The 20810-nt window shown below is 59.3% G+C and carries 23 protein-coding genes and 1 tRNA gene; 10 read left to right on the forward strand and 14 right to left on the reverse strand.

All coding sequences use genetic code 11. The features are described 5' to 3' along the window. Positions 1–19: 19 nt before the first annotated feature. From V8P77_RS13975 to V8P77_RS13995, 5 genes are all read right to left on the reverse strand, one after another. On the reverse strand, positions 20–331 hold the full coding sequence (locus V8P77_RS13975; protein WP_335913012.1) for a hypothetical protein: 312 nt from the start codon (positions 329–331) through the stop codon (positions 20–22). Continuing rightward, positions 328–2415, reverse strand: coding sequence for a hypothetical protein (locus V8P77_RS13980; protein WP_335913013.1), 2088 nt, complete (start codon positions 2413–2415; stop codon positions 328–330). The genes V8P77_RS13975 and V8P77_RS13980 overlap by 4 nt, the downstream gene beginning before the upstream one ends. Further along, entirely contained in the window at positions 2415–3986 is a 1572-nt protein-coding gene (locus V8P77_RS13985) for a terminase large subunit (RefSeq protein WP_335913014.1), read from the reverse strand. The genes V8P77_RS13980 and V8P77_RS13985 overlap by 1 nt, the downstream gene beginning before the upstream one ends. Further along, on the reverse strand, positions 3952–4425 hold the full coding sequence (locus V8P77_RS13990) for a terminase small subunit-like protein (protein ID WP_335913015.1): 474 nt from the start codon (positions 4423–4425) through the stop codon (positions 3952–3954). The genes V8P77_RS13985 and V8P77_RS13990 overlap by 35 nt, the downstream gene beginning before the upstream one ends. A gap of 114 nt (positions 4426–4539) precedes the next feature. Continuing rightward, positions 4540–4776, reverse strand: coding sequence for a spike base protein, RCAP_Rcc01079 family (locus V8P77_RS13995; protein WP_222000176.1), 237 nt, complete (start codon positions 4774–4776; stop codon positions 4540–4542). 386 nt (positions 4777–5162) lie between these two features. Here V8P77_RS13995 and V8P77_RS14000 point away from each other — a divergent pair, with 386 nt between their 5' ends. Further along, positions 5163–5405 (forward strand): hypothetical protein, encoded by a 243-nt coding sequence (locus V8P77_RS14000; RefSeq protein ID WP_335913016.1) that lies wholly within the window; start codon positions 5163–5165, stop codon positions 5403–5405. Between the two features lie 76 nt (positions 5406–5481). After that, positions 5482–5703 carry a hypothetical protein gene (locus tag V8P77_RS14005; protein ID WP_335913017.1) on the forward strand — a complete coding sequence of 74 codons (222 nt, stop codon included), beginning with the start codon at positions 5482–5484 and terminating at the stop codon, positions 5701–5703. A gap of 191 nt (positions 5704–5894) precedes the next feature. Here the strand turns inward: V8P77_RS14005 and V8P77_RS14010 are convergent, their stop codons facing one another. Beyond that, positions 5895–6071 carry a hypothetical protein gene (locus V8P77_RS14010; RefSeq protein ID WP_335913018.1) on the reverse strand — a complete coding sequence of 59 codons (177 nt, stop codon included), beginning with the start codon at positions 6069–6071 and terminating at the stop codon, positions 5895–5897. Between the two features lie 213 nt (positions 6072–6284). On the opposite strand from V8P77_RS14010, the gene V8P77_RS14015 reads away from it, so the two are divergent. Then, entirely contained in the window at positions 6285–6524 is a 240-nt protein-coding gene (locus V8P77_RS14015; RefSeq protein ID WP_335913019.1) for a DUF378 domain-containing protein, read from the forward strand. Between the two features lie 180 nt (positions 6525–6704). Here V8P77_RS14015 and V8P77_RS14020 read toward each other — a convergent pair whose 3' ends face one another. The 3 genes from V8P77_RS14020 to V8P77_RS14030 form a co-directional block, all read right to left on the reverse strand. Further along, entirely contained in the window at positions 6705–7397 is a 693-nt protein-coding gene (locus V8P77_RS14020; protein ID WP_335913020.1) for a transcription termination/antitermination NusG family protein, read from the reverse strand. Between the two features lie 17 nt (positions 7398–7414). Beyond that, positions 7415–8998: an AAA family ATPase gene (locus tag V8P77_RS14025; RefSeq protein WP_335913021.1), complete on the reverse strand. Its 1584-nt coding sequence runs from the start codon at positions 8996–8998 to the stop codon at positions 7415–7417. A 192-nt stretch (positions 8999–9190) separates the two neighbouring features. Beyond that, positions 9191–9964, reverse strand: coding sequence for a DUF1376 domain-containing protein (locus V8P77_RS14030; protein WP_335913022.1), 774 nt, complete (start codon positions 9962–9964; stop codon positions 9191–9193). Between the two features lie 615 nt (positions 9965–10579). Here V8P77_RS14030 and V8P77_RS14035 point away from each other — a divergent pair. Then, complete coding sequence (locus V8P77_RS14035; protein WP_335913023.1) at positions 10580–11224, forward strand: S24 family peptidase; 645 nt, start codon at positions 10580–10582, stop codon at positions 11222–11224. A 183-nt stretch (positions 11225–11407) separates the two neighbouring features. On the opposite strand, the gene V8P77_RS14040 is transcribed toward V8P77_RS14035, so the two are convergent. Continuing rightward, positions 11408–11797, reverse strand: a complete 390-nt coding sequence (locus V8P77_RS14040) for an Arc family DNA-binding protein (protein ID WP_335913024.1) — start codon at positions 11795–11797, stop codon at positions 11408–11410. A 108-nt stretch (positions 11798–11905) separates the two neighbouring features. On the opposite strand from V8P77_RS14040, the gene V8P77_RS14045 reads away from it, so the two are divergent. The 6 genes from V8P77_RS14045 to V8P77_RS14070 all read left to right on the forward strand — a co-directional run bounded on the left by V8P77_RS14045 (position 11906) and on the right by V8P77_RS14070 (position 15507). Further along, positions 11906–12085 (forward strand): Arc family DNA-binding protein, encoded by a 180-nt coding sequence (locus V8P77_RS14045; protein ID WP_335913025.1) that lies wholly within the window; start codon positions 11906–11908, stop codon positions 12083–12085. A gap of 86 nt (positions 12086–12171) precedes the next feature. After that, positions 12172–12501 carry a hypothetical protein gene (locus tag V8P77_RS14050; RefSeq protein WP_335913026.1) on the forward strand — a complete coding sequence of 110 codons (330 nt, stop codon included), beginning with the start codon at positions 12172–12174 and terminating at the stop codon, positions 12499–12501. A 55-nt stretch (positions 12502–12556) separates the two neighbouring features. Further along, a complete protein-coding gene (locus V8P77_RS14055) occupies positions 12557–12865 on the forward strand; it encodes a hypothetical protein (RefSeq protein ID WP_335913027.1) in 309 nt (102 codons plus the stop codon). Next, complete coding sequence (locus V8P77_RS14060; protein ID WP_335913028.1) at positions 12862–13125, forward strand: hypothetical protein; 264 nt, start codon at positions 12862–12864, stop codon at positions 13123–13125. Before V8P77_RS14055 ends, V8P77_RS14060 begins: the two co-directional genes overlap by 4 nt. Beyond that, positions 13118–13777 carry a hypothetical protein gene (locus tag V8P77_RS14065; protein ID WP_335913029.1) on the forward strand — a complete coding sequence of 220 codons (660 nt, stop codon included), beginning with the start codon at positions 13118–13120 and terminating at the stop codon, positions 13775–13777. Before V8P77_RS14060 ends, V8P77_RS14065 begins: the two co-directional genes overlap by 8 nt. Before the next feature lie 128 nt (positions 13778–13905). Beyond that, positions 13906–15507, forward strand: coding sequence for a recombinase family protein (locus V8P77_RS14070; protein ID WP_335913174.1), 1602 nt, complete (start codon positions 13906–13908; stop codon positions 15505–15507). On the opposite strand, the gene V8P77_RS14075 is transcribed toward V8P77_RS14070, so the two are convergent. The 4 genes from V8P77_RS14075 to V8P77_RS14090 form a co-directional block, all read right to left on the reverse strand. After that, positions 15464–15540 (reverse strand) — tRNA-Met (locus V8P77_RS14075). The genes V8P77_RS14070 and V8P77_RS14075 overlap by 44 nt on opposite strands. Positions 15541–15675: 135 nt before the next feature. Continuing rightward, positions 15676–16875: a tRNA 2-thiouridine(34) synthase MnmA gene (mnmA, locus tag V8P77_RS14080; RefSeq protein ID WP_335913030.1), complete on the reverse strand. Its 1200-nt coding sequence runs from the start codon at positions 16873–16875 to the stop codon at positions 15676–15678. A 218-nt stretch (positions 16876–17093) separates the two neighbouring features. Further along, positions 17094–18194, reverse strand: coding sequence for a mechanosensitive ion channel family protein (locus V8P77_RS14085; protein WP_335913031.1), 1101 nt, complete (start codon positions 18192–18194; stop codon positions 17094–17096). A gap of 338 nt (positions 18195–18532) precedes the next feature. Then, positions 18533–20686: a putative bifunctional diguanylate cyclase/phosphodiesterase gene (locus tag V8P77_RS14090; RefSeq protein WP_335913032.1), complete on the reverse strand. Its 2154-nt coding sequence runs from the start codon at positions 20684–20686 to the stop codon at positions 18533–18535. Positions 20687–20810: the final 124 nt, after the last annotated feature.

The following is a 20810-nucleotide window of genomic DNA, read 5'->3' on the forward strand; positions in this document are numbered from 1 at the left end:
TTCGGGGATTGATGCCCGTTCAGGCGTTGTATTCGGCGTGAACTCGCCGCAGTTCGTCGCGGATCTCATTTCGATCCGTCTTCGGCGTCTCGATCGGCTGTGGCTTTTCATTACCTATCTCGACGACCCCGGCAGATCGGTAGGCGGAGCGCAGCTTTGCTTTCGACGTGTAATGCTGGCCGTCATGCATCGACTGGATATCGATGCTGTCGCTGACGAAATGCGGCGCTGGCAGATCGGACTGCGCCGGGCTCTTTACCGGCATGCAGTTGTGCGGCCATTTCTCCAACTGGTGCCATCCACCACAGACGCGGCAAAAGCGTTCCCTCATTGCATTGCTCCTGGCTGCTGCTGGTTCCTCGCCTGCTCCATGGCGCGCGCTGCCATATCGCTGCGCGCCTGCTCGATCGTGGTTCGTTGCTCGACCTGCGCCTGGGCCAGCCCTGTCTGTGCCTTCATCGCCTCCGCCTGCGCTTTCACCTGCGTCGTCTTGAGGTCAATCATCTGCTCCGGCGTTGGTTCAGGCGGTGGCTTTGGTGCCGTTGCTGTCTGGGCGAGCTGGGCGCCTACCTGCTCAAGCGTGTTTTCCAGCTGACGGCCGGCCCTGAAGCCGCGGGCGGCGAATAGCAGGGTCTCGACCATCACAGGCACAAGCATTGGCGTCTGCTGCGCGATTGCGCCGGCCTGCTGCATGAAGCCGCCGACCATTTGCACGAATTCCATGCGGCGCTGCTTTTCGGCATCCTCGTCGGGCTCGATCGTCGAATCCGTCTCAATGTCGATGCGGAAGCCGCGAATGCTGTCGTTCCTGAGAAGCTGGGTCACCTCGTCGATCGTGGGCTGCTCCATCATCTTCTGGACCTCGGGCGGCATCTGAGGATGCTGGGCCGGCGGTGCTGGTTGGCCCATCTGCTGCGCCCGCATCGCTGCTTGCTGCGCGCCCATCTGAGCCTGCTGCATCTGCATCTGGGCCATCTGCTTCTGCTGCATCGTCGGAAGCTGAATGCCACTCACCAACATCAGCGTTTCCGGCTGGAATTGGTCGCATATAATCTCGCCGGCCAGGGCGACGGTGTCCCGCGCGAACCGCGCCAACTCCGACTGGCGGTCTCTGATCCGGATCGAGCCCCACTGGCTCTTGATGCGCTGCGCCGTCGCAGTCTCCGACGCCTGGGTATCGCCGCGGACGATGTCGGAGATGCCGGTGATCTGGTAGACATCCTCGATCAGCTGCTTGCGGGCCTCGATACAGGCGACGATAACCTTTTGAACATCGTCGATCGGCAGCGTCACGATAGCGTTCGATCCACCCTTGTCGGTGAAGGCCGACCACTCTGGAATGGGCACCATCACCGTGTCGTTCTCAGGCCGCATCGCCTTTTCGATCGCAGGCGATACCGAGCCGTCGCCCGATGGATAGAAGATTTTCAGCCGCAGCTGATCTGTCAGCTTGTTGATCCGCTTCGTCAGCAAATCGATTTCATCGCATTGGCCCTGGTAATAGACGTAGTCCGGAACCGGGATAAGCGAGCTCGTAGACAAGGTGCCGAACGCCGGTCGCGGGCAAGGCCAGAAGCCTTTCAGCTTCAGCGGTGGCTCGGATACCTCAAGCGCGGTCGGGCAGCCATCTGCAATCCAGACTGTGTAGTCCTCGGTCTTGCACCAGATTTCCCAGACGTTGGTTTTTCCCTCGTTCTGAGCGCGCTCGGTCTGGTTGGTCCCATGATTGGAGCCGGCGCCATTTGCGGCCAGGCTTGCCCGTCCCTCGGGAAAGCGCTTGTCGAATTCCTCGTCTGTCATGGGGACGCGGCGCGCCACCCACGTTACATCTTTCCAACGGCGCGCCGGCGAGTGCAGGAAGTCCGACCAGTGGACATAGTCCATGCAGACCCGTTCATCGGTGATCTGCTCAGGCGTGGGGCCGCTGTTGTCCCCCTCCATGTCCAGAGCCGGAGCATTCGAAGGTTCAACGCCTATGTCGAGCGGCTCGAAATCCGCCTCATACCGCAGCCAGACCGTGCCGCGGGCGCAGAGCAGGAAGTCGTCGCGCACCGCGCGCATCAGCGAATCCAGATCGGCATCATCGGCCGTGAACGCAAGATTGCGCTCGACCAACTCCGAGGCCATGCGGGCTACCGGCTGAGAGTCCTTGAACCGGCGCTCTACGACGGGCTGCGGGACACGGGCATATACGGCCGGCTGCAGAACCGAAATGTTCGCCCAGAGCATCGGGAACCGTCGCTTGGCGCTCTGCTGATCGTTCTGCTGCAGATAGATCTTCTCGATCTTGGTGCAGCGATCGACCCAGGATTTGAAGTATCGCTGGGCGCGCTCGATCTCCTGCTGCCAGTGCGCGCCAACCTTTGCCAGGTCGTACTTCTCACCGCCCGGCAATGTCGTGGCTTCGTCGTCCATCAAACGTGCTCGCTCTGGGTCGGTGTGGAATTGACGAAATCGTTGAACGTCATGGTCTGGAACGTCGGCAGCGGCTTTGGTTCAGGCTTGAGCGGTTCGGCCGCCAATCCGGTGAAGATGATCGCGAGCCCGCCAAAGGCGTCGGCCCCGTGGGATGCCCAGTTGTGCAGGGGTACGTCGCGGAAAACGCTCAGATCCTCATCCCATTCTTTTCGGTAGTTCCGCAGGCACTTGATGCCCTGAGTGCATCCGGCCTGGTCGAACTCGATCTTGGCCAGGATGCGCCGCGTGCCGTTGATGCGGTCGTGAACATAAGCTCGTTCGATCTTGCGGACCGTGCCCAGGTTCCTCGCCTTGACCTCCGCAAGCATCACCTCGATGCGGGTCAGTCCGCCGCGCGTCCATTCCCTGACGCGGATGTCGTGAGGCATGTTGTGCACGCCATAGACATAGCCGTACTCGTTGGCGCGCCGCTCCAGTTCGTCGAGCATGCCGTCCATGCCGGTGCCGGTGTGTTCGAAGTAGCCGATCATTCGAACGCGGCTCGGGAGCACCTGGAAGAGCCAGACGCTGTTCGTGTCGTCCATGCCGATGTCGGATATCGTATGAACCGGATAGCCCGGCACATGCGGATAGACGCCTATGCGCTCCTCGGCGTCGGCAACCGCCATCTGATCCGAATAGTATGCGCCCTCTACGCTGGCTTCGAACGCTTCCGCCGGCGACGACGGATATTCCCGCTTCATGTCGCCCAGCTGCGTTTCCGCCTTTTTGACGTACCAGGCCTTTTGACCGTCGGTCAGTTCGATGCCCTGATCGGCCAAGGTGCGGAAGTACTTGGCGAACGCGTCCGTGATAATCACCCCGGCCGGATCGATCGAATATTGCGGCTCTTTCCACCACGGAAAGAAATGGAACTTGAAATCGAGCGGCGTCAGCGCGGATGCCTGGCGGTGCTTTACCTGGGCGTCTTCGCAGAGATTGTAGAAATGCCCCTCCTGCCCCTCGGCTGTGCTTTCGATGAACACCAGCTGCCCAGCCTGGACGGTGTTGAGGGCGCCGGTTCGAACTTCCCTCGCCTTCTCCGGATACTTGGCGCAGAGCTTTCCATATTCGGAGATATGCAGGTATTGGAGCGTGCCCGATCGGAGCGACGTGCCGACGCGGATGCTTGAGTTATTCCCCAGCAGCAGTTCCGTCTGGTTATCCCTGACGATCGGCACTGCTTCCCTGATCCCCTCGGGCAGGTTGTCGTAAGGGTATTTCACCTTGTCCCGAAAGATGGTCTGCGCATCCCCGAGCGTATGGGCGATGGTGCCGGCACGAATGTCCCGATTGAACACGCAGGCATCGAGCATGAAGATCTGGATGAACGTCGTGAGGCCAAGCTGACGGGCCTTCAGCAGCACGTTCAGATAATGCATCTGCTCAAAGAAGGTCATTTGAGCCCAGTTCATTTCGAACCTGACCCTTTTGCCTTCCTTGTCCGTGATCCAGTAGAGGTTGTTCAGACGCCAGCGCCAGTCCGAGAACTGATCAACTGCTGCTTGGAAGTCCGCGGGTCTTGCCATTGATAGCTTCCAGCAGCTGCGACACCTCGCCGGTCACGCCGTGTTCCAGCTCGACCTTGGCGCCATACTTCTTCGGCTTCAGCTTCTCAGCGATCCATTGACGAGTTGCGATGCGAAGTTGAGAGCGCCGGATCGCCTCGCCATTCTCCTGCCAGCCGGTCGTTTCACCGTCGGCGCCCTTCTTCTCCATCCAATCATTCGTGCCGTCGTCAGCGATTTCGGCCATCTCGTCGACATAGCCGTCCGCCTGAATTTCGCGGGCGCGCGCGTACTTGGTACGGAAAGCGGCCTTCTCGTCATCACACAGCCATTCCATGACGGTTGTCTTCGCCGGCATGGCGTCATCCCTGCAGATCGATCGAAGGCTTTCGCCATCAGCGATGCGCTCGCAGATGATGTCAGCGAGTGCGGTGGTGTACTTCGTCGGTCTGCCTGTCATGATCCCCTGCCTTCTGATCGGCTGGATGGGTGGTGATGAAGATGGGCGGCGAAACCTTGGCTGCGCTTCCCTGTATCCCTATCTCGTTCAGCGGGACGTTCTTGCCGTTGTCCATCAGAACAATGCGATGATGTTTGAGGCGGTGGTCCCTGTAAGGGCCACGATGGCGGCATGAACCGGCAGGATCGTCCCGGCCGGCACGCTCTTGAAGATGACAGGGTCCATATCCCGACGCGGCGCAATGGCAACGTCGCCAGCGGTGCCGATATACAGAGCACGGGCACCGACTATGGCGCTATCATTCGGCGTTACCACTGCGGCCCGCGAGGCCGGAGCAATCGAAGGGTCCATTTACGTTCTCCTTTTCAAGGCCGTGGAGGGCAACGAGATCGAGGCGACCAGCACCAGACGAATTATGGGAAGAACACGATGATTGAAGAAGTCGTTAGGCTGCTACTGACTTCGAGCCCGAGCGGCCGGAACTTCTGTACCTCGTCGATGTTTTACCCGCATGAGCAACACAGAGAAAAAAGCCACGAAAGGCATGATCAAATTCGTGCTGACTATCTTCGTTGTCGCGATGATTATAGCGGTGGCGTATATGGCGTTCTTCACGCCGGGACAGGCTTAGGCCGAGCCGGGCCAAGTGCGCCGGTCGTACGGAGCGGCCAACAATTGCAGCAGATCGCTCTGGCACCGCGGCCGAGATGGCTTTGCCTTCAACTGGAGCAGGCGAGATGAGCGAGAACTTCAGCGCCAGAGAGACCTTTGCCATCTATGGCGAGTGCGCAACCACGATCACATTCGTCCGGGATGAGTTTGTCACCGAGGAAAAGACGTTCCCGGCAATGCAAGATGCAATCGATTACCTGAAAGCAATCGACCCTACCCCGCGTGGGATAGTTCTCCACATCCGCGCTCACGGTCGCGACATACCGTTCGACCGTGATAATATAGCGAAGCTGATGCGGGAGTTTTGATTATGGCTGAGGATCACTCAAAACGACCCATAACCCGCATACACCCGCTCTAACTCTGCGAGAGGAGCATGCTCTGATGGTTATCAAAGTCCAGGAAATGCCCGAGTATCAGCCGGGTAGAGGATATTCCAAGGACGACTGGGATGGCGTTTTCGACAACCCACCCATGTCCAGGGAGGAAATGGAAGCCGCAAGGCCGTTCAAAGAAGCCTTCTCAGATCTCTCCGAAAAGATGGAAAGAGCCATAGCAGCTCGTCGAGGCCGATGCTTGATAAGCCCAAGAACCCCTGAACATTAGGGAGATGCTCGCCGCCGACGACTCAGGTCAGGGCGGTCGCCGCTCTGAGGAGTTGCCGACGAGCGGTTGGTCATGGCCAGAACGTCCAGATCAACGCGATTACAACGCAGATGCACATGACCAGCAGCGCGCCGCGCTCGATCTTCCCGCTCATACCGGCCACCATCCTGGTAAAGATGCCAGACCGAACGTCAGCGCCACCAGAGCGAGATAGACGCACCATCCGAGAGTTTTGCGAACGAGACGAGGTAGGCGAGCCAGAGGGCTTTGCAGAAGATGTCCGAGGCCTGGGCGAAAGTCGTCTTTCCCCTCACCTTTGCGCCGTCCATCGTCGTGTGTGCCAGCCATTCGAGCAGACCTAACCACATTACCGGTGACCACTGCGATGCCGGCGCCTTGAATGCCGGGAGTGAGCGATCAGCTGGTAAACGCGCAACGGGCCTGATTGTTTGGCGTCAGATCGGGGAGGTTATCGCTGCCCGCGGTCCGACAGGACCGGTAAGGGCGCCTTTTGATTGCATTCGAGGAACAATCTGGTTGAACCGAGGTTAGCTGCTCATCTGAACCGTGGAGGTACAGGCATGCGCGCGCTAAATTTAATAACTCTCCTGCTGATCATCATCGGCGGACTAAACTGGCTTCTTGTCGGTCTTTTCCAATTCGACCTCGTGGCGGCCATCTTCGGCGGACCAGGAGCGATTCTTTCAAGGATCGTCTATGCCTTGGTCGGCTTGTCCGCCCTGTGGCAACTGGTGCCGTTTTCCAGAGCAATGTCGGCCGGGGAGACGGCCGCGGAGTCCAACTTCGGAAACCGGCACTAAATTGCGGCGAAAGGGTCGATTGCGGCTTCACCGTTCGGCACGCTCACTGAGCTTCCGAGCGGACCTTCCAATATGGGCGCATTTCTTCCATCGTGCGGATTGCTGCTTATCCGCGTGGACCGGCGCTCTGCGCACTGAACATCCACAAATCAGTGCGCAAACATTACCAGACAGTTATGATTAATCAAGCTTATTGGCGAGATTTCCAAGCGTTTGCAGCGTTTCGGTTATAAACGCTCTCGACGATGGCGAAGATAGACTGGATGACAGCCCGCCGCCCAGGTCGGTGAACTGCGCCCTTCGAATCCTCCGGCTGCTGGCATTTGCCGGCTTCCCGCGGCTCCGTTGCTCTTGCTCGATCTCTTCCTCTCGCCGTCGGCGAGCTCGGGCAATCAGGAAGTTTTGCTCCTGCTCCCACGCGATGTAGCGCAGCCGGTCGATTGTCTCCTGAGGGAACTCAAAGGGCATTGGTCGTTGTTCGTACCGCTTCGTAAAGCGCAGGATCTTGCTCACGCCGTCGACTGCTTCAACGGCCCGGTAGTCGTGCGGGCCTATGTTGACGAACAGGTATCCGGTGAATGTCGGGAAGCGCCGCTCGATCCAGTGCCCCTGGCGATGATGGCGGACCTCGATCCGATAGCTCGGCATGAAGGCTTCGAAGCCCTCGTTGCGGAGGTTGCGTTCAACGGCGCTGTCGCCCGTGCGGTCCTGCCCTTCCCGCATCGATGGGCACCGTTGCGCGCCGGGGACGGCCTTCACGGCAAACCATGTCTCCACCGGCGAATATCGCTTGCCCTCGCCTTTCCTTGCTTCCAGGAACTCAGCTTCGGGAACGGCTTCAGCGTTGGGGTATTTCGAAATTCTCACGTTCATGCGCGCCTCGCTGCTGGTCAAAAGTCACCTGTGGATCTCTGGCGATATTGCTGACGCTGATCGGCCTCCCCGGCTTTCCACACCGGTGCGAAACCGTTCAGGGATCGGTAGCCCTCAATCTCGGGAACGTACTCGAGGGTCACATCGCCCTTGCGGCCTGACCATGAAAAGCGAGCCTTCTTGATCCATACGACAGTCTCGTGCTGATCGGGATCTGGAACGTCGATCACGACGCCGTGGTCGGGTTTGTTGTACCAGGCTGCCGAACCCTCGATGTCGTACAGGGTCGGAGTCCTGGATTCGCCGCCCTTGCCGAGTTCCTTGGTCGGATGTGCGACGACGATCGCCAGCACCCCGTACCTAAGCGCAAACTTACGGATCTGGCGCAGCGCCCGGTTTATGTATTGCGTCTCGCTTTCACCCTTCGGCCGGTAATGCTCAACCTCGTTCCATGGATCGATGACCAGCACCCGGATCGAATGCCGCATGACGGCGTCCGCGGCGCGATCGAGCAGCCATTCCAGCGTCATGTCGTCATCAGCCTCTCCAGTCGGATCGGCATCGATGAAGACGAAGTGCTGCTGGATGAACACGTCCGCCTCCGCCACGTCGTCGCGGGTCCATTGCTTGGTGCCGAGCCCCGACGCTGCCAGACGGAGCTTGAAGCGCAGCGCCGGAACTGTCGGGATTTCGAACGATGCAACGCCGACGCGCCAGCCGTGTTTGCGGGCTAGGTTGACGCAGAGGTTCATGGTCCAGGTGGATTTGCCGTGGCCCGGAATACCGGTGACCACCATCAGCTCGCCCAGCCAGACGCGCAGGTAATCGTCAAGGTCCGGCCATCCTGTCGAATAGGTCACCGGCTCGTCGAGCTCCGGGTAATCCGAGAGCAGATAGATGCCCTTGACGGGGTATGGCTTGGCTTCCGTGATGACGCGGACCACCGCGTCCGGTCCAAGCATCATCTTCACGTCGTTCAGGTCTTTGCAGCCCTCGGGATAGGTCACGAACGAGCATCGAGCCGCGCCGAGGCGTCGCACCAGCTCCGCGGCCAATCTGCGCCCAGGAGGATCGTTGTCGACCGCCAGAATGAACCGCTTGATGCGCTTGATCCGATGACGGTTGTTGTAGACGAACTCGAATTTCCCGCGGCTGTCGTCGTCGGGAACAGCTTCATCGAGCTGGTCCGGATCTTCGCCGTCTCTGACCGGCGGCGCGCCGTCCGGGACGCTGACCGTCGTGTGGAATCCGCAGTCGATCGCCGTCAGTCCGTCGATCTCACCCTCGGTGATGATCAGCGCCTTGTGCCCTTCCTCAAGCGCCGGATCATCCATGCAGTCCGCGTTCCAGAATGTTTTCCGGCCGCCCTTACGCTGCCAGAACTTCTTCCCTGGCGCCCGGTATTTCTCACCGACCGGCCGGCCGCCGTCGATGAACGGAAAGACGACGATGTTGCCGGCAGCATCCGGTTCGACGGTAGTGCTACCGTCGGCGCCCATGATGGCCTTACCCGTATAGGCTCCGGAAAGAACGGCGACCTGAGGGTCGATCTGCCGGTTTTGGAATGCCAGTGCGCCCGCCGGGCCGAGAATGTTGGTCAAAGAAATCGCCTCCATGGAAGCCGCAATGGTGACAGTTGAACTGGACGCCTTCAGCATCGATCCGGACGGAGAGACAGGGCTCACGCTTGTTACGCCGGTTCGACGAGCATTTCGGGCAGGTTGTTTTCTGGTTGCCGGCAGAGATGCGCCTAAGCTGGATGCCGTTTTCGCGAAGGATCTGATCTACGGTTTTCATATTCGTGGATCAGCCCGCCGTTGGCCGCCTCCTCGATCGCGAACCGCTGCGGCAGTACTGACGCGATCGACTGCCGCTCGTTCTTTTTTCGCCAAAGCCCCACTGACGGCAGTGAACCACTTGTTGCCCTTGGTGCCAGCCCATTCGTCCAGCGCCCAAAGCTCCGCCTCAAGCGCGACATGCGGGAATGCCTTCCGCCACTGCTCCAGATTTGCTGCAGTCAACCTGATCGACTGAGCTTCGAAGGCAAAATCCTGAGAAATCGAAGGGGCGACGGCAACAACATCGTCAGATGTTGTTTTATCTTCTATTCCATTCTCTTCCCTTCCCTTCCCTTCGTGCTCTGTTACAGAGTCAGTGACATTCTCTGTCACAGTGTCTGTCACAGAAGACTGACGTTGAAGTTCGCGCGCCTCGCGAGCTGCCGCAGTGCGCGATTTGTTCATGCGAAGTTTGCCGACAGCTTCTGTCGCAATCTCTATGACAGTGCTGTGCCAAACTCGTCCGTCGCGTCGATCCCAGCCCTTGAGGATGTCATCTTTCAGCTCTTCCCATCTGTCCGGCGCGCACATGGCGGCATCGGCCAAGACGTCGTCGTCGTCCTCGATGCTGCCGGCCGGAATCTCGTGCCAGGCGCGCATCCAGAGGTTCACCATGTAAAACGCGATTTCTGGATTTCGCTTGCAGCGCAGCCATGCCTTCGACTTGCGAAGGCGCTCGATCTGCAGCGGCATATATGGCAGCCGTTGCACGTCAAGATCTTCGTTCATTGTGGCGTGATCCTCCTGAGCTGCGGGCCTTGTGAGCTGGAAAGATCACCACCTTCCGATCAAGGTCGACTGGCGAGGGCGCCGGATCGTTTGTGAAAACGTCAACGAACGCGCGCCAAGCCAAAGCCGCGGCGCGCGCGTCCTGGAAGCTATGGGAGCTATCGGCTCTGATCTTCGCCAGCCGGTAAGCTTCCCAGGCAGCGATTTGCTCTTCGGTCGTCGCCATCAAGCTGGCGCCCGCTCTGGAGATTGGTCCAGCAGCTTTCGAAGACTCACCTCTGCCAGCTTCGCAGTTCGACCACTATGAGCGAGCCCGCTGCGCCGATCGTGTGCGATCCACGTGCCGTCTTCGGTACAGAGTACATTCAGCCTATTCGCCTCGGCTTCGTATTCCTCCAGGAAGGCCTGGACCTTTGCGGCCGTCTCAGGCCAGCATCGCCTGCCATCGCGCAGACGGAGTACGAAGTGTGGGTCGTTCAGCGCTCGCAAGCCGATGGTGGTATCCGCGATCGGGACGCGCGCTTGGTACTCGCTGATCAGTTTCAGCAATTCATCTCTGCCCATATGCCGCTCCATTCTGGTCTATAGCCCATTTACCATTAGGCTATAAACCAGATGACGGCAAGGCTCTGTTTGGGCTATAAACCGCAAATGACACAGATTTGGAAAGAGCGACTGGCTAAAGCCCTCGAAGAGAAGGGCCTCAACATGCTGACCGCGTCGAGAATGGCGGGGAAAAGCGACACCTATGTTCGCGATTTGCTGAAGCGCGACAAGGAACCGACCATCGAGAATTTCATCAACCTGGCAAAGGTCGTCGGCAAGCCGGTCTCTTATCTGATAGGCGAGACGGACGAACTGAAGTCAATCATCCCGGTCATGGGGCTGATCGGCGCCGGCGCCGAAGTGATGCCGGACTTTGAGCAGGTGCCCCCGGAAGGTCTCGACCAGATCGAGGTTCCCTTTGCGCTTCCAGACGAGATGATCGCTCTTGAGGTTCGTGGAAGTTCAATGCTTCCGGTCTATCGAGATGGCACGGCAATCATCGTGTATCGCCACCAGCGCAAACCCTTGGCGAGCTTCTACGGGGAGGATGCGGCTGTGCGGACCTCAGACGGCCGGAGGTTTCTGAAGACCATCATGAGAGGCGGCCCAGACACCGTTAATCTGTTTTCTTGGAATGCGGCACCAATCGAGGGTGTCCGTCTTGAATGGATAGGCGAAATTTTCGCAACCATTCCAAAATCTTCCGGCAAGTAAGGCGCCGAATTGCAGAAATGCGGCTATAGCCCATTGACATTATGGTCTATAGCCCATTACCTTGGGCCGACTTAATCGATCGGAGCAATCCGTCATGGACCAAGTAGAAATCATAAAGCACAAGCCGACGGGGCAGCGGCGTTATAGACACTCTCCCCGTGACATAGAGCGCGTCAGTTCCGATCACAGAACAATCAACTCAGCGGCGGATTCACCAACGAGTAGCCGCGCTCCACCCATAGTAAGGATGACATCCATCTTCCCGTTTGGCTTCTGCTCGGTAGACACTGTCATTTCGCTACGCTCTGACCGCAAATACTCGTTTGCTTTCTCTATCAGAGACAAGCGATCTGACACCGGTGCTTGGATGATTGGAAACATCCACTCCTCCATGAACTGCGCAAGGTCGAAAGCCCTGGCTGGATACGCTTCTTCCAGCGTGGCAACAATCTCCGAGTTCATTGATCGATTGTTTTTCTCAGCCTCGCGCTTGATTCTCTTCCGCAAGCCGTCAGGCATGCGTAACAGGAACTTGTCTAGCTCATCATTCGGGGTTTTCGGTGTCTGCGCCATGTTCAATCCTTTAATATCGAAGCGATATAAAATAAATGATATCGGAACGATATAAGGAATTGACACCGAATGATATCGAAGCGATATTAACCTTAACGGAGGGGTTACGTGAAAGAAGAAGCTAAACTTCTCTGCCGGCTTCCGCAGGACGTAAAAGAGTTTCTGGCACGTCAGTCGGAAAAATACGGCAGTTCCATGAACAGCGAAGTTGTGCGCTGCATCAGGGAGCGGATGGTTAGGACTGACGAGGAAACAGGTTTCTGGCTGGAAAATGAAACGGCGACCTAACGAGGCTGCAACCTCGCTGATCGCCGAATCCAAAAGACTGCCGCCTGCAAGCGGAAATCAACGTCCACACCTTAGGAGATTTGGACATGGGAAGTCATAGCACAAAAAGTGCGACGTCTTCAATCGCTCTTACCGCCCGCAAAATCCACCTGATGGTGGCCGTGGCGAACAGCGCGATCGAACTCGACGCCTATGAGATGAACGCCGGCACGAAGAAGCAGCTGCTCCGCGAGGCTTACGCCGACTGGAAGTCAACGCACGGGCTCGCCCGGGTTGAGCGTGATAGCGACGAGTGGAAAACGATGATGAGCGACACAAACGCCGCCTATCAGAACCTCGTCTACGCCAAGAAGAACGAGGCTAACGCGCGCCGGCGCCTCAAGACTGCCGTCCGCAACTTCCGGAACTGCAACTAACCAGCGACCGGCGCAATTTCGCGCCGATCTCCCAAACATCACTGGGGATACCATCATGCCGAACACGAAAACGGCCGCTGGCGAAGCTATGCCGAAAGTACCGCCGACTGACGCCGAGATCATCGGCGCCTTCAGAAACCTCGAGCACGAGATTTGCTGCGTCAACTATATGGCCGACATCCTTGCCGACCTTCTCGACGATCAACTGGTCCCCATGGAAACCAGGGGCAACGAAGCGCTGATGATCATGCTGACCAAACACCAGCTCGAAACTCTGAGCTTTGCCTGGAATGACGTCTCCTTCCGGACGCAACGAATCCGAGATGCGTTTTACGCCGCCGGTGAAGGGGAGACGATTCGATGAAGCCGACCGAAACCCTCGAACCGGACGAACTCGTCTATGAACTGCTCGACCTCGAACATATCCTGGATGCGATCTACGACGTCCTCCGCAATATGGAGTACGTCAAGGCCGACGGCAGCCGGAACGTCGAGCTTGATCGCGTTGCGGCCCTGCATCGCATCACCCGCACCCACGTTTCGTGGATTGCGCGTGCCACCCGTCATTTCGATATTCCCGGTGCCTACGTCCCGGACATCCGCAAGGAGCAGGCCGATGCTTAAGTCTCCTCACCATGCGATCGACCTTTCTTTCATGCGGCTGAAACCCAAACCGGAGGGCGGCGTAGATCATTGGAACGTGACGGCAGCCGGCCCGTATTCCGAACCGGGCAATTACACGCAGGACTACGAAACCGGCCGCCATGTCGCTGAAGAATTTCTAAAATACATAGGCAAGCACCCCACCAATGGGAATGCGACCCTACTTGGCTGCATCACGGTTGATATGATTCAGAAGCAGGTACCGAAGGGTCTGGTTCTCGGATTTATGTCTGCGGTCAACGACTATGCGATGACCGTTGCTCGCATAGTCGCGGGCAGCACGACTTCAAGCGTCCAGCCAAGTCCTTCGATCACAGAGGCCATCCAGGCTTGGCGCGATGCCGACACGAAGTTTAGCAACGAGTTGACGCAGAATGCTCGCAGCGACCACGACGAACTATGGCAAGCAAAGGAAGACGCTGAGACGGCAATGCTGAAAGAGCCTTGCCGTTCACTCGACGACATCCGAGCGAAAGCAGAGATCGCATTGCGCGACGAAAACGTCTTCGACAGCATCGCCAACTGCACGATCGGCAGCGAACACGCCTTGCGGGTCTTCCTCCGGTCGCTGCTCGGCGAAGAGCCGGAGCCTGTGGATAGCGGGGGGAACTAGCCGATGGCGGCAGAAAGCCCCCTCATCGAACTGGTCAAGGCGCTCGCCAGGAGGCGGGCGCGGCTTGACGCAGTCCCACCAAAGCCCGCTAATGAGAACCTCTCAGAGGAAAAGCAGGCCACAAAGCAATGAAACGCGCGGTGATCTACGCTCGCTACTCGACCGACTTGCAAAACGACAAGTCGGTCGAGGATCAATTCAGCCTGTGCCGCGACTTCGCGGCGCGGTTGGGCGCCACCGTCGGCAAGGAATTTTCAGACCGGGCAAAATCAGGCGCGTCGATGTTCGGCCGGCCCGGACTTGCAGATCTGATGACTGCCGCAGAGCGCGGCGAATTCGATACTCTCATCACCGAATCCACCGACCGTGTGTCGCGCGATATCGCCGACCTGGCGCACGTCCACAAGGTTTTGAAGTTCCGCAACATCGAGATGCAATGCGTCAACGGCGGCCTCATGGATACCGTCCAGATCGGCATGTACGGTATCGTTGGGCAGATGCAGCGCGAGGAAGGCGCCAGGAAGGTAAAGCGCGGGATGACGGGCGTGGTGCGCTCCGGCCGCAACCCGGGCGGCAAGGCTTACGGATATCGGCCCCTTATCGGGCAGAAGGGTGAGTTGGAGATTGTTGCGGAAGAGGCCGAAGCCATTCGCAGGATCTTCGACATGTATGCCTCCGGCAGTTCCCCGCGCTCAATCGCCGCCACTTTGAACGCAGCCGGCATTCCGGCGCCGCGCGGAAAGCAATGGAACGCATCGACCATCAACGGGAACGGGCAGCGCGGGAACGGCATTCTTCGGAACCCGCTATATGCCGGCAAGATCGTCTGGAACCGCGTCCACATGGTGAAAGACCCCTCGACCGGCCGCCGCATTTCACGCGTGAACGCCGATGGCGCTGTTGAGACCACCGATGCACCACACCTCCGCATCATCGACGAGGAGCTATTCGCGGCGGTCAAGGATCGAAAGGATTCGCGAGGCGGCGCACATGCCAAGCATGTTCAGAAGAACACGCGCCTGCTATCCGGAATTTTAAAATGCAGTGAATGCGGGGGCAGTCTCGTCATCTCCAGCGCCGATCGAAGCGGGCCGCGCGTGGTCTGCAGCACCCACAAGGAATCTGGAAGCTGTTCGAACAACGCCCGCTACTATGTCGAAAAGATAGAGCGCGATGTCATTGATCGGCTGCGGACGATGTTCGCCGACACATCGATCATCGATGCTTACGTCTCTGAATACAGAACCGAGAGCAAGCGCATCGCCATGGAGCGGCGCAGCAGCCGCGGTGCGAAGGAAGCGGCACTGGCGGACGTACAGGGGCAGATCACGAGGGTAATCGAGCAGGTCTCGAAAGGGACGATTGAGGACGATGATGTCCTGGCGATCCTTCCCGGGTTGAAAGCGGAAAGGGCACGCCTGAAGGCGGAGCTGGCGGCCGATGAACCGCCGACGAACGTTATCGAGATCAAGCCGAAAGCATTCATCAAGTTCAGGGAAGATATCGAAAGCCTGGCTGAGATCCTGAAGGATCGACAGGCTGAGCCGACGCCGGAGATGGCAAAAGCCTTCCGCGAGGTCGTTTCGGGGGTTGTCGTTTATCCCCGCGCTCCTGGCGAAGCATACGAATATGAAATCAAGGGTTTGCTGTCAGGAATAGCCGGACCGGAATTGTCGGCTGTTGTAGTGGTAGCGGAGGAGGGATTTGAACCCCCGACACAAGGATTATGATTCCTCTGCTCTGACCTACTGAGCTACTCCGCCACTGGTCAACGATACCCGCTCGCGAAGCGATGCCGGTTCGTGGGATGAGCGGCTTATAAGGTGCGCTTCGGCTTTGTGTCAAGCGCATGATCGAGAAAAACGGTGGGCTTTGCCGGCCGTCGTTACCTATGGGTTTCAGGCGGCGACGGGGCTGGCCAAAAGGGCCTTCAGGCAGGCTTCGGCCGCAGGTTCGCGCTCGGAGCGTTCGATGAAACCGCCACCGAAGACGCGGGCGTTGTCGCCGGGCGCCGAATAAAGCGCGCAGGCCTGGCCGGGGGCGATGCCCGCCTCGCCGACCGTCAGGTCGACATAGATGCCGGTTGCATCGACATGCAGCTCGGCGGGCGCTGGCGCCCGTGTCGAGCGGACCTTGGCGTAACAGGCGAAGCCTTTGCCGGAGGCGGCTTCCTGGAGTGTCTCGTCGCCCAGCCAGTTGACGTCACGCAGGTAGACGCGGTGCGTTTCCAGCGCCTCTTTTGGCCCGACGATGACGCGGCGCGAACGGGCGTCGAGAAAGACGACGTAGAGCGGCTCGCCGGTGGCGATGCCGATGCCGCGGCGCTGGCCGATCGTGAAGTGCAGGATGCCTTCATGGGTGCCGAGCACGCGGCCGTCGAGATGGACGATCTCGCCGGCGAGCGCAGCATTCGGCTTCAGCTTGGTGATGACGTCGGAATATTTGCCCTGCGGCACGAAGCAGATGTCCTGACTGTCGGCCTTCTTGGCGACAACGAGGCCCATTTCTTCGGCGAGCCTGCGGGTCTCCGCCTTCGGCAGGCCGCCCAGGGGAAAGCGGAGATAGTCGATCTGTTCCTGCGTCGTGGCAAAGAGGAAATAGCTCTGGTCGCGGTCGGCATCGGCCGGGCGGAAAAGCGCGCGGCGGCCGGGATTCTCAGGCGAAGGATTCCGTCCCGAGCGGATATAATGGCCTGTCGCCAGCGCATCGGCGCCAAGCTCCTTGGCGGTCGCCAGCAGATCGGCGAATTTGACGGTCTGGTTGCAGGAAACGCAAGGGATCGGCGTTTCGCCCGCCACATAGCTTTCGGCGAAAGGATTGATCACCGTCTCGCGAAAGCGCTTTTCGTAATCGAGCACGTAATGCGGGATGCCGAGCGTTTCGCAGACGCGGCGCGCATCGTCGATGTCCTGGCCGGCGCAGCAGGAGCCGGCGCGGTGAACGGCGGCGCCATGATCGTAAAGCTGCAGCGTGATGCCGAGCACATCGTAACCCTGCTGTTTGAGAAGGCCGGCGACGACGGATGAATCGACGCCGCCCGACATGGCGACGACGACACGGGTCTCTTCCGGCTTCTTGTCAAAATCCAGTGTGTTCAACGGTGCTGCCAAATTCTGTGTTGTTTCGATCCGCCGTTCTGACTTCGGAATGTGGCGGATTTCCTGCATTTCCGGCGGGATCGGCCGCCAGCTTTCATGGGCGACGGATATAGAAACTATTGCGCCCGCGCGCAAGTGCCGGCTTTCGGCCGAACTTGGCGGCGTCATAGGCCATGACGCCGATGGAAGGTGATGCGAAGGCGCCTGCGAGATAGATCCTATTCCGCCGCTTGACGGCGATCTCGCGCCGGCGGCTCGCTCATCACTGCCCGCATGCGCGGAAGTGCTTCGGGATATTCGCGGCGGATGAAATCGATCAGTCTCTCCCGTACCTCGCAGCGAAGGTCAAAGGTGCGGTTGGAATTCGCTGCCGATACGAGGACGCGGATCTCCATGACCGTCTCACGAAAATCCGTGACGGCGACATTCACGACGCGGCGGTCCCACAGCGTCGAAGCCTTCGCGATCTCCTCGACCTTTCCACGCACCACATCGACAGGCACGCTGTAGTCCAGATAGATCATCACCGTGCCGATCAGCGCTGAACTTTCGCGCGTCCAGTTTTGAAACGGATTCTCGATGAAATAGCTCAGCGGCAAGATAAGACGCCGCCAGTCCCACAATTGCAGGACGACATAGGTCGACGTGATCTCCTCCACTCGCCCCCACTCGCCTTCCACCAGCAACGCATCGTCGATCCGGATCGGCTGGGTGATGGCAAGCTGGATGCCGGCAAACAGGTTCTTCAGCACCGGCTGAAGCGCAAGGCCGACGACGATACCGGCAACGCCTGCAGATGCGAGCAGGCTGACGCCATATTGCCGGACCGCATCGAAGGTCATCATGCAGGCTGAAATCGCGATGACGACGATCAGCAGGTTGATGACACGCTCCATGATGCGTGTCTGCGTCACATGCTTGCGCGCCAGAAGGTTGTCCTCGGCGTCGAGCTTGAACTGGCGCAGATAGACCGTCATCCAGATATGCTTGGCGGTCTTTGCCATCCAGGCGACCAGGATGATGAAGAAGATCAGCAGGAAGTGGCGCACGGTCGCCGACTGATATTCCGTCAGCGGCGAGACCGTCGCACCGAAGGAAAGGGCGGCTGCCAGCATCGCAAGTCTCACCACCCGTTTTAACCGGGAGACGAGGGAGCGCCAGAAGAGATCCTTGCTCTCGACGAAGCGCGTCAGCAAGCGAAAGAGAATGCGATGCGCAAAGAGCCCCACTGAGATGACCGCCGCGAAGATGACGGCGCTTGCAAGCCAGTCGGGGAGCCAGATGCCCCCGGCGCGAATGTCGTCCAGAAATTCCGTCATGCAGGTGCAGTTAGAGTGCAATGCAACATCGGAAAGTGACGAGTCGAAAAAATGGCTTCACACAAGAAAGGCGCAGCCGAAGCTGCGCCTCATGAAAAGCAGGGGTGCGGCTCAGGTGCCGATCAGCTTATTACAGGCGAATGCGATGCCCGGATTGGCGATGATGGCGGTTACGAGCGCCAGTCCGATCATCGAGAATGAATAGCGTTTCATACACATCCTCCTTTCCAGCCCACGACAATTATGCCGCGTCTGCCACCTTTCTCAAAATGACGAATGCTTGATAGCGCCAGGGGGCATGCGCCGGGCGGCTAATCCCAGCTGTCTCGCAAGCACGCCTATCTCAGAGACGAAGCGGCCTTCAGCGCGCGCCCGTGGATCAACGCCTCCGCCTCATGCTGCGGCATCGGCCGGCCGAGCAGATAGCCCTGCACCTCACTGAAGCCTTCGGCGCGCAGCCTCTGCAATTGCTCCTCCGTCTCGATCCCTTCGGCCAGCGTCGTCGCGTTGAAGCCGGAGCCGATGCCGACGACGGCGCGCACGATAGCGAGATTACCGGCATCCGTCTCGATGCCCGAAACGAAGCTGCGGTCGAGCTTGATCTTGTCGAAGGGGAAGGACCTGAGATAGCTCAGCGACGAATAGCCGGTACCGAAATCGTCGATGGCGATACGCACGCCAAGCGCCTTCAATGCGCGCAGCCGCGGCAGGCTTTGATCGGCATCGGTCAGGAATACGGACTCGGTGATCTCGATTTCAAGCCGGTCGGCATCAAGGCCCGTCTCGTCGAGCGCCGCGACCACGGTCGAAAGCAGGCTCGCATGCCGAAACTGGCTGACGGAGAGATTGACGGCGATCCTCAGATGGGCGGGCCAGCCGGCAGCCGTGCGGCAAGCTTCCCGGATCACCCAGTCGCCGATCGGCACGATGAGGCCGGTTTCCTCGGCGAGCGGAATGAATTCCATCGGCGCCACCAGCCCGCGCTTGGGGTGGCGCCAGCGGATCAGCGCCTCGAAGCCGCCGATGCCGTCATTGTCGAGCTGCACGATCGGCTGGTAATGCAGCTCGAACTGGCGCTTCTCAAGCGCTTCCCACAGCTCTGCGGTCATCACGTGCCGATGTTGGGCGGCAAGCCGCATCTCCGTCTCGTAGAAACGATAGGTCGAGCGTCCGCTCTCCTTGGCGGCATAGAGCGCCAGATCCGCATGCCGCATTAACACATCCGCGTCGCCGGCATGATCGGGCGCCAAGGCGATGCCTATACTGCAGGTGACATGCTCCCGGGCGCCGTCGAGATCGAAGGCATGGCTCAGCGCCTTGAGCAGTTGCTGCGCAAAACGCCTGGCCCGTTCCGGCTCGTCGAGCTCCAGCACGACGGCGAATTCGTCGCCGCCGAGACGGGCAACGAGATCGCCCTCTTCCGCCAGCTGAAGCAGCCGCTCCGACACCTGGCAAAGCAGCGCGTCACCGGCGGCATGTCCCTTGCTGTCGTTGATATGCTTGAAATGATCGACGTCGATGTAGAGCAGCGCGATCGGGCTGTCGGCGGTCGCTTCGACCGCCCACTGGTTGATATGGTTGGAAAATGCCGCCCGGTTCGGCAGGCCGGTGAGCGAATCATGCATGGCGAGATGGGCAAGCTTCGCCTCGACGGCGCGCTCTTCCGTCACGTCCTGCGAGATGCCGAGCAGATAGCGCGGCGCATGGCCCTCCGGCGTCGGCAGAGCGCGCTTGACGGTGCGCAGGATGCGCGGCACGCCATCGGCGCGCTGCATGGTCTCCTCAAAGCTGATTGTCGCATTGGCTTCGAAAGCACGGCGATCCTGCTCGCGGAAGGCGTCCGTCTGGCTGGCGGGAAACAGCGCCCGGTCGGTTCGGCCGACCACATCCTGCGCCTTCATGCCGACGATGTCGCCGCAGGCCTCGTTGAAAAGGACGTAAAGCCCGTCCGCTTCCATGTCCTTGACAAAGACGCCGACCGGCAGGTTGTCGACGATGCTGTCGAGCAGCGAGCGCGTATCGCCGACCTGGCGTCTGGCGGCATTGATCTCGCTGCGATCCTGCACAATCGCCAGGATCGCAGGCTGCCCCTCGAAACGCACTTCGCGACCATAGGTCAGCACGTCGAAGGTCTCGCCGTTCGCCTTGAGGTGAACCCAGCGTTCCGCCTTCTCCATGTCGGTACGGCCGCTGACGGCGTCGATCATCCGCTCCCGTTCATGCTCGGGGCGGATATCCAGAACCGTCATGCGCCGATACTCGTCCGCGCCGTAGCCGTAAAGTGCTGTCGCCGCCTCGTTGACGATGAGAAAATGCAGCGACACAGGATCATAGACCCACATCGGCGATGGATGCGTTGTAAACAACGACCGGAAGTCGTCGTTTAACGCTTCGGTCTGCTCGGTCTTCTGCAAGAGGGCCATGGAAATTCGCGTGCGGTTGATGCCGATCTCAGCTCTATACCGGGAAAAGTTAAATAAAATCAGAATCATAATCAGGGCTAAACTTTAGGCTTCCGCCTTCAGAATGTGCAAAAGCGGCGATCTGCCATCGCGATCTCGGGCCTCGATTAAATAATTGAGGCGCCATGGAACAATTTTCTCGATCGTGCATTCC

The organism is Rhizobium aouanii (assembly GCF_037002925.1).
GTDB lineage: Bacteria > Pseudomonadota > Alphaproteobacteria > Rhizobiales > Rhizobiaceae > Rhizobium > Rhizobium aouanii.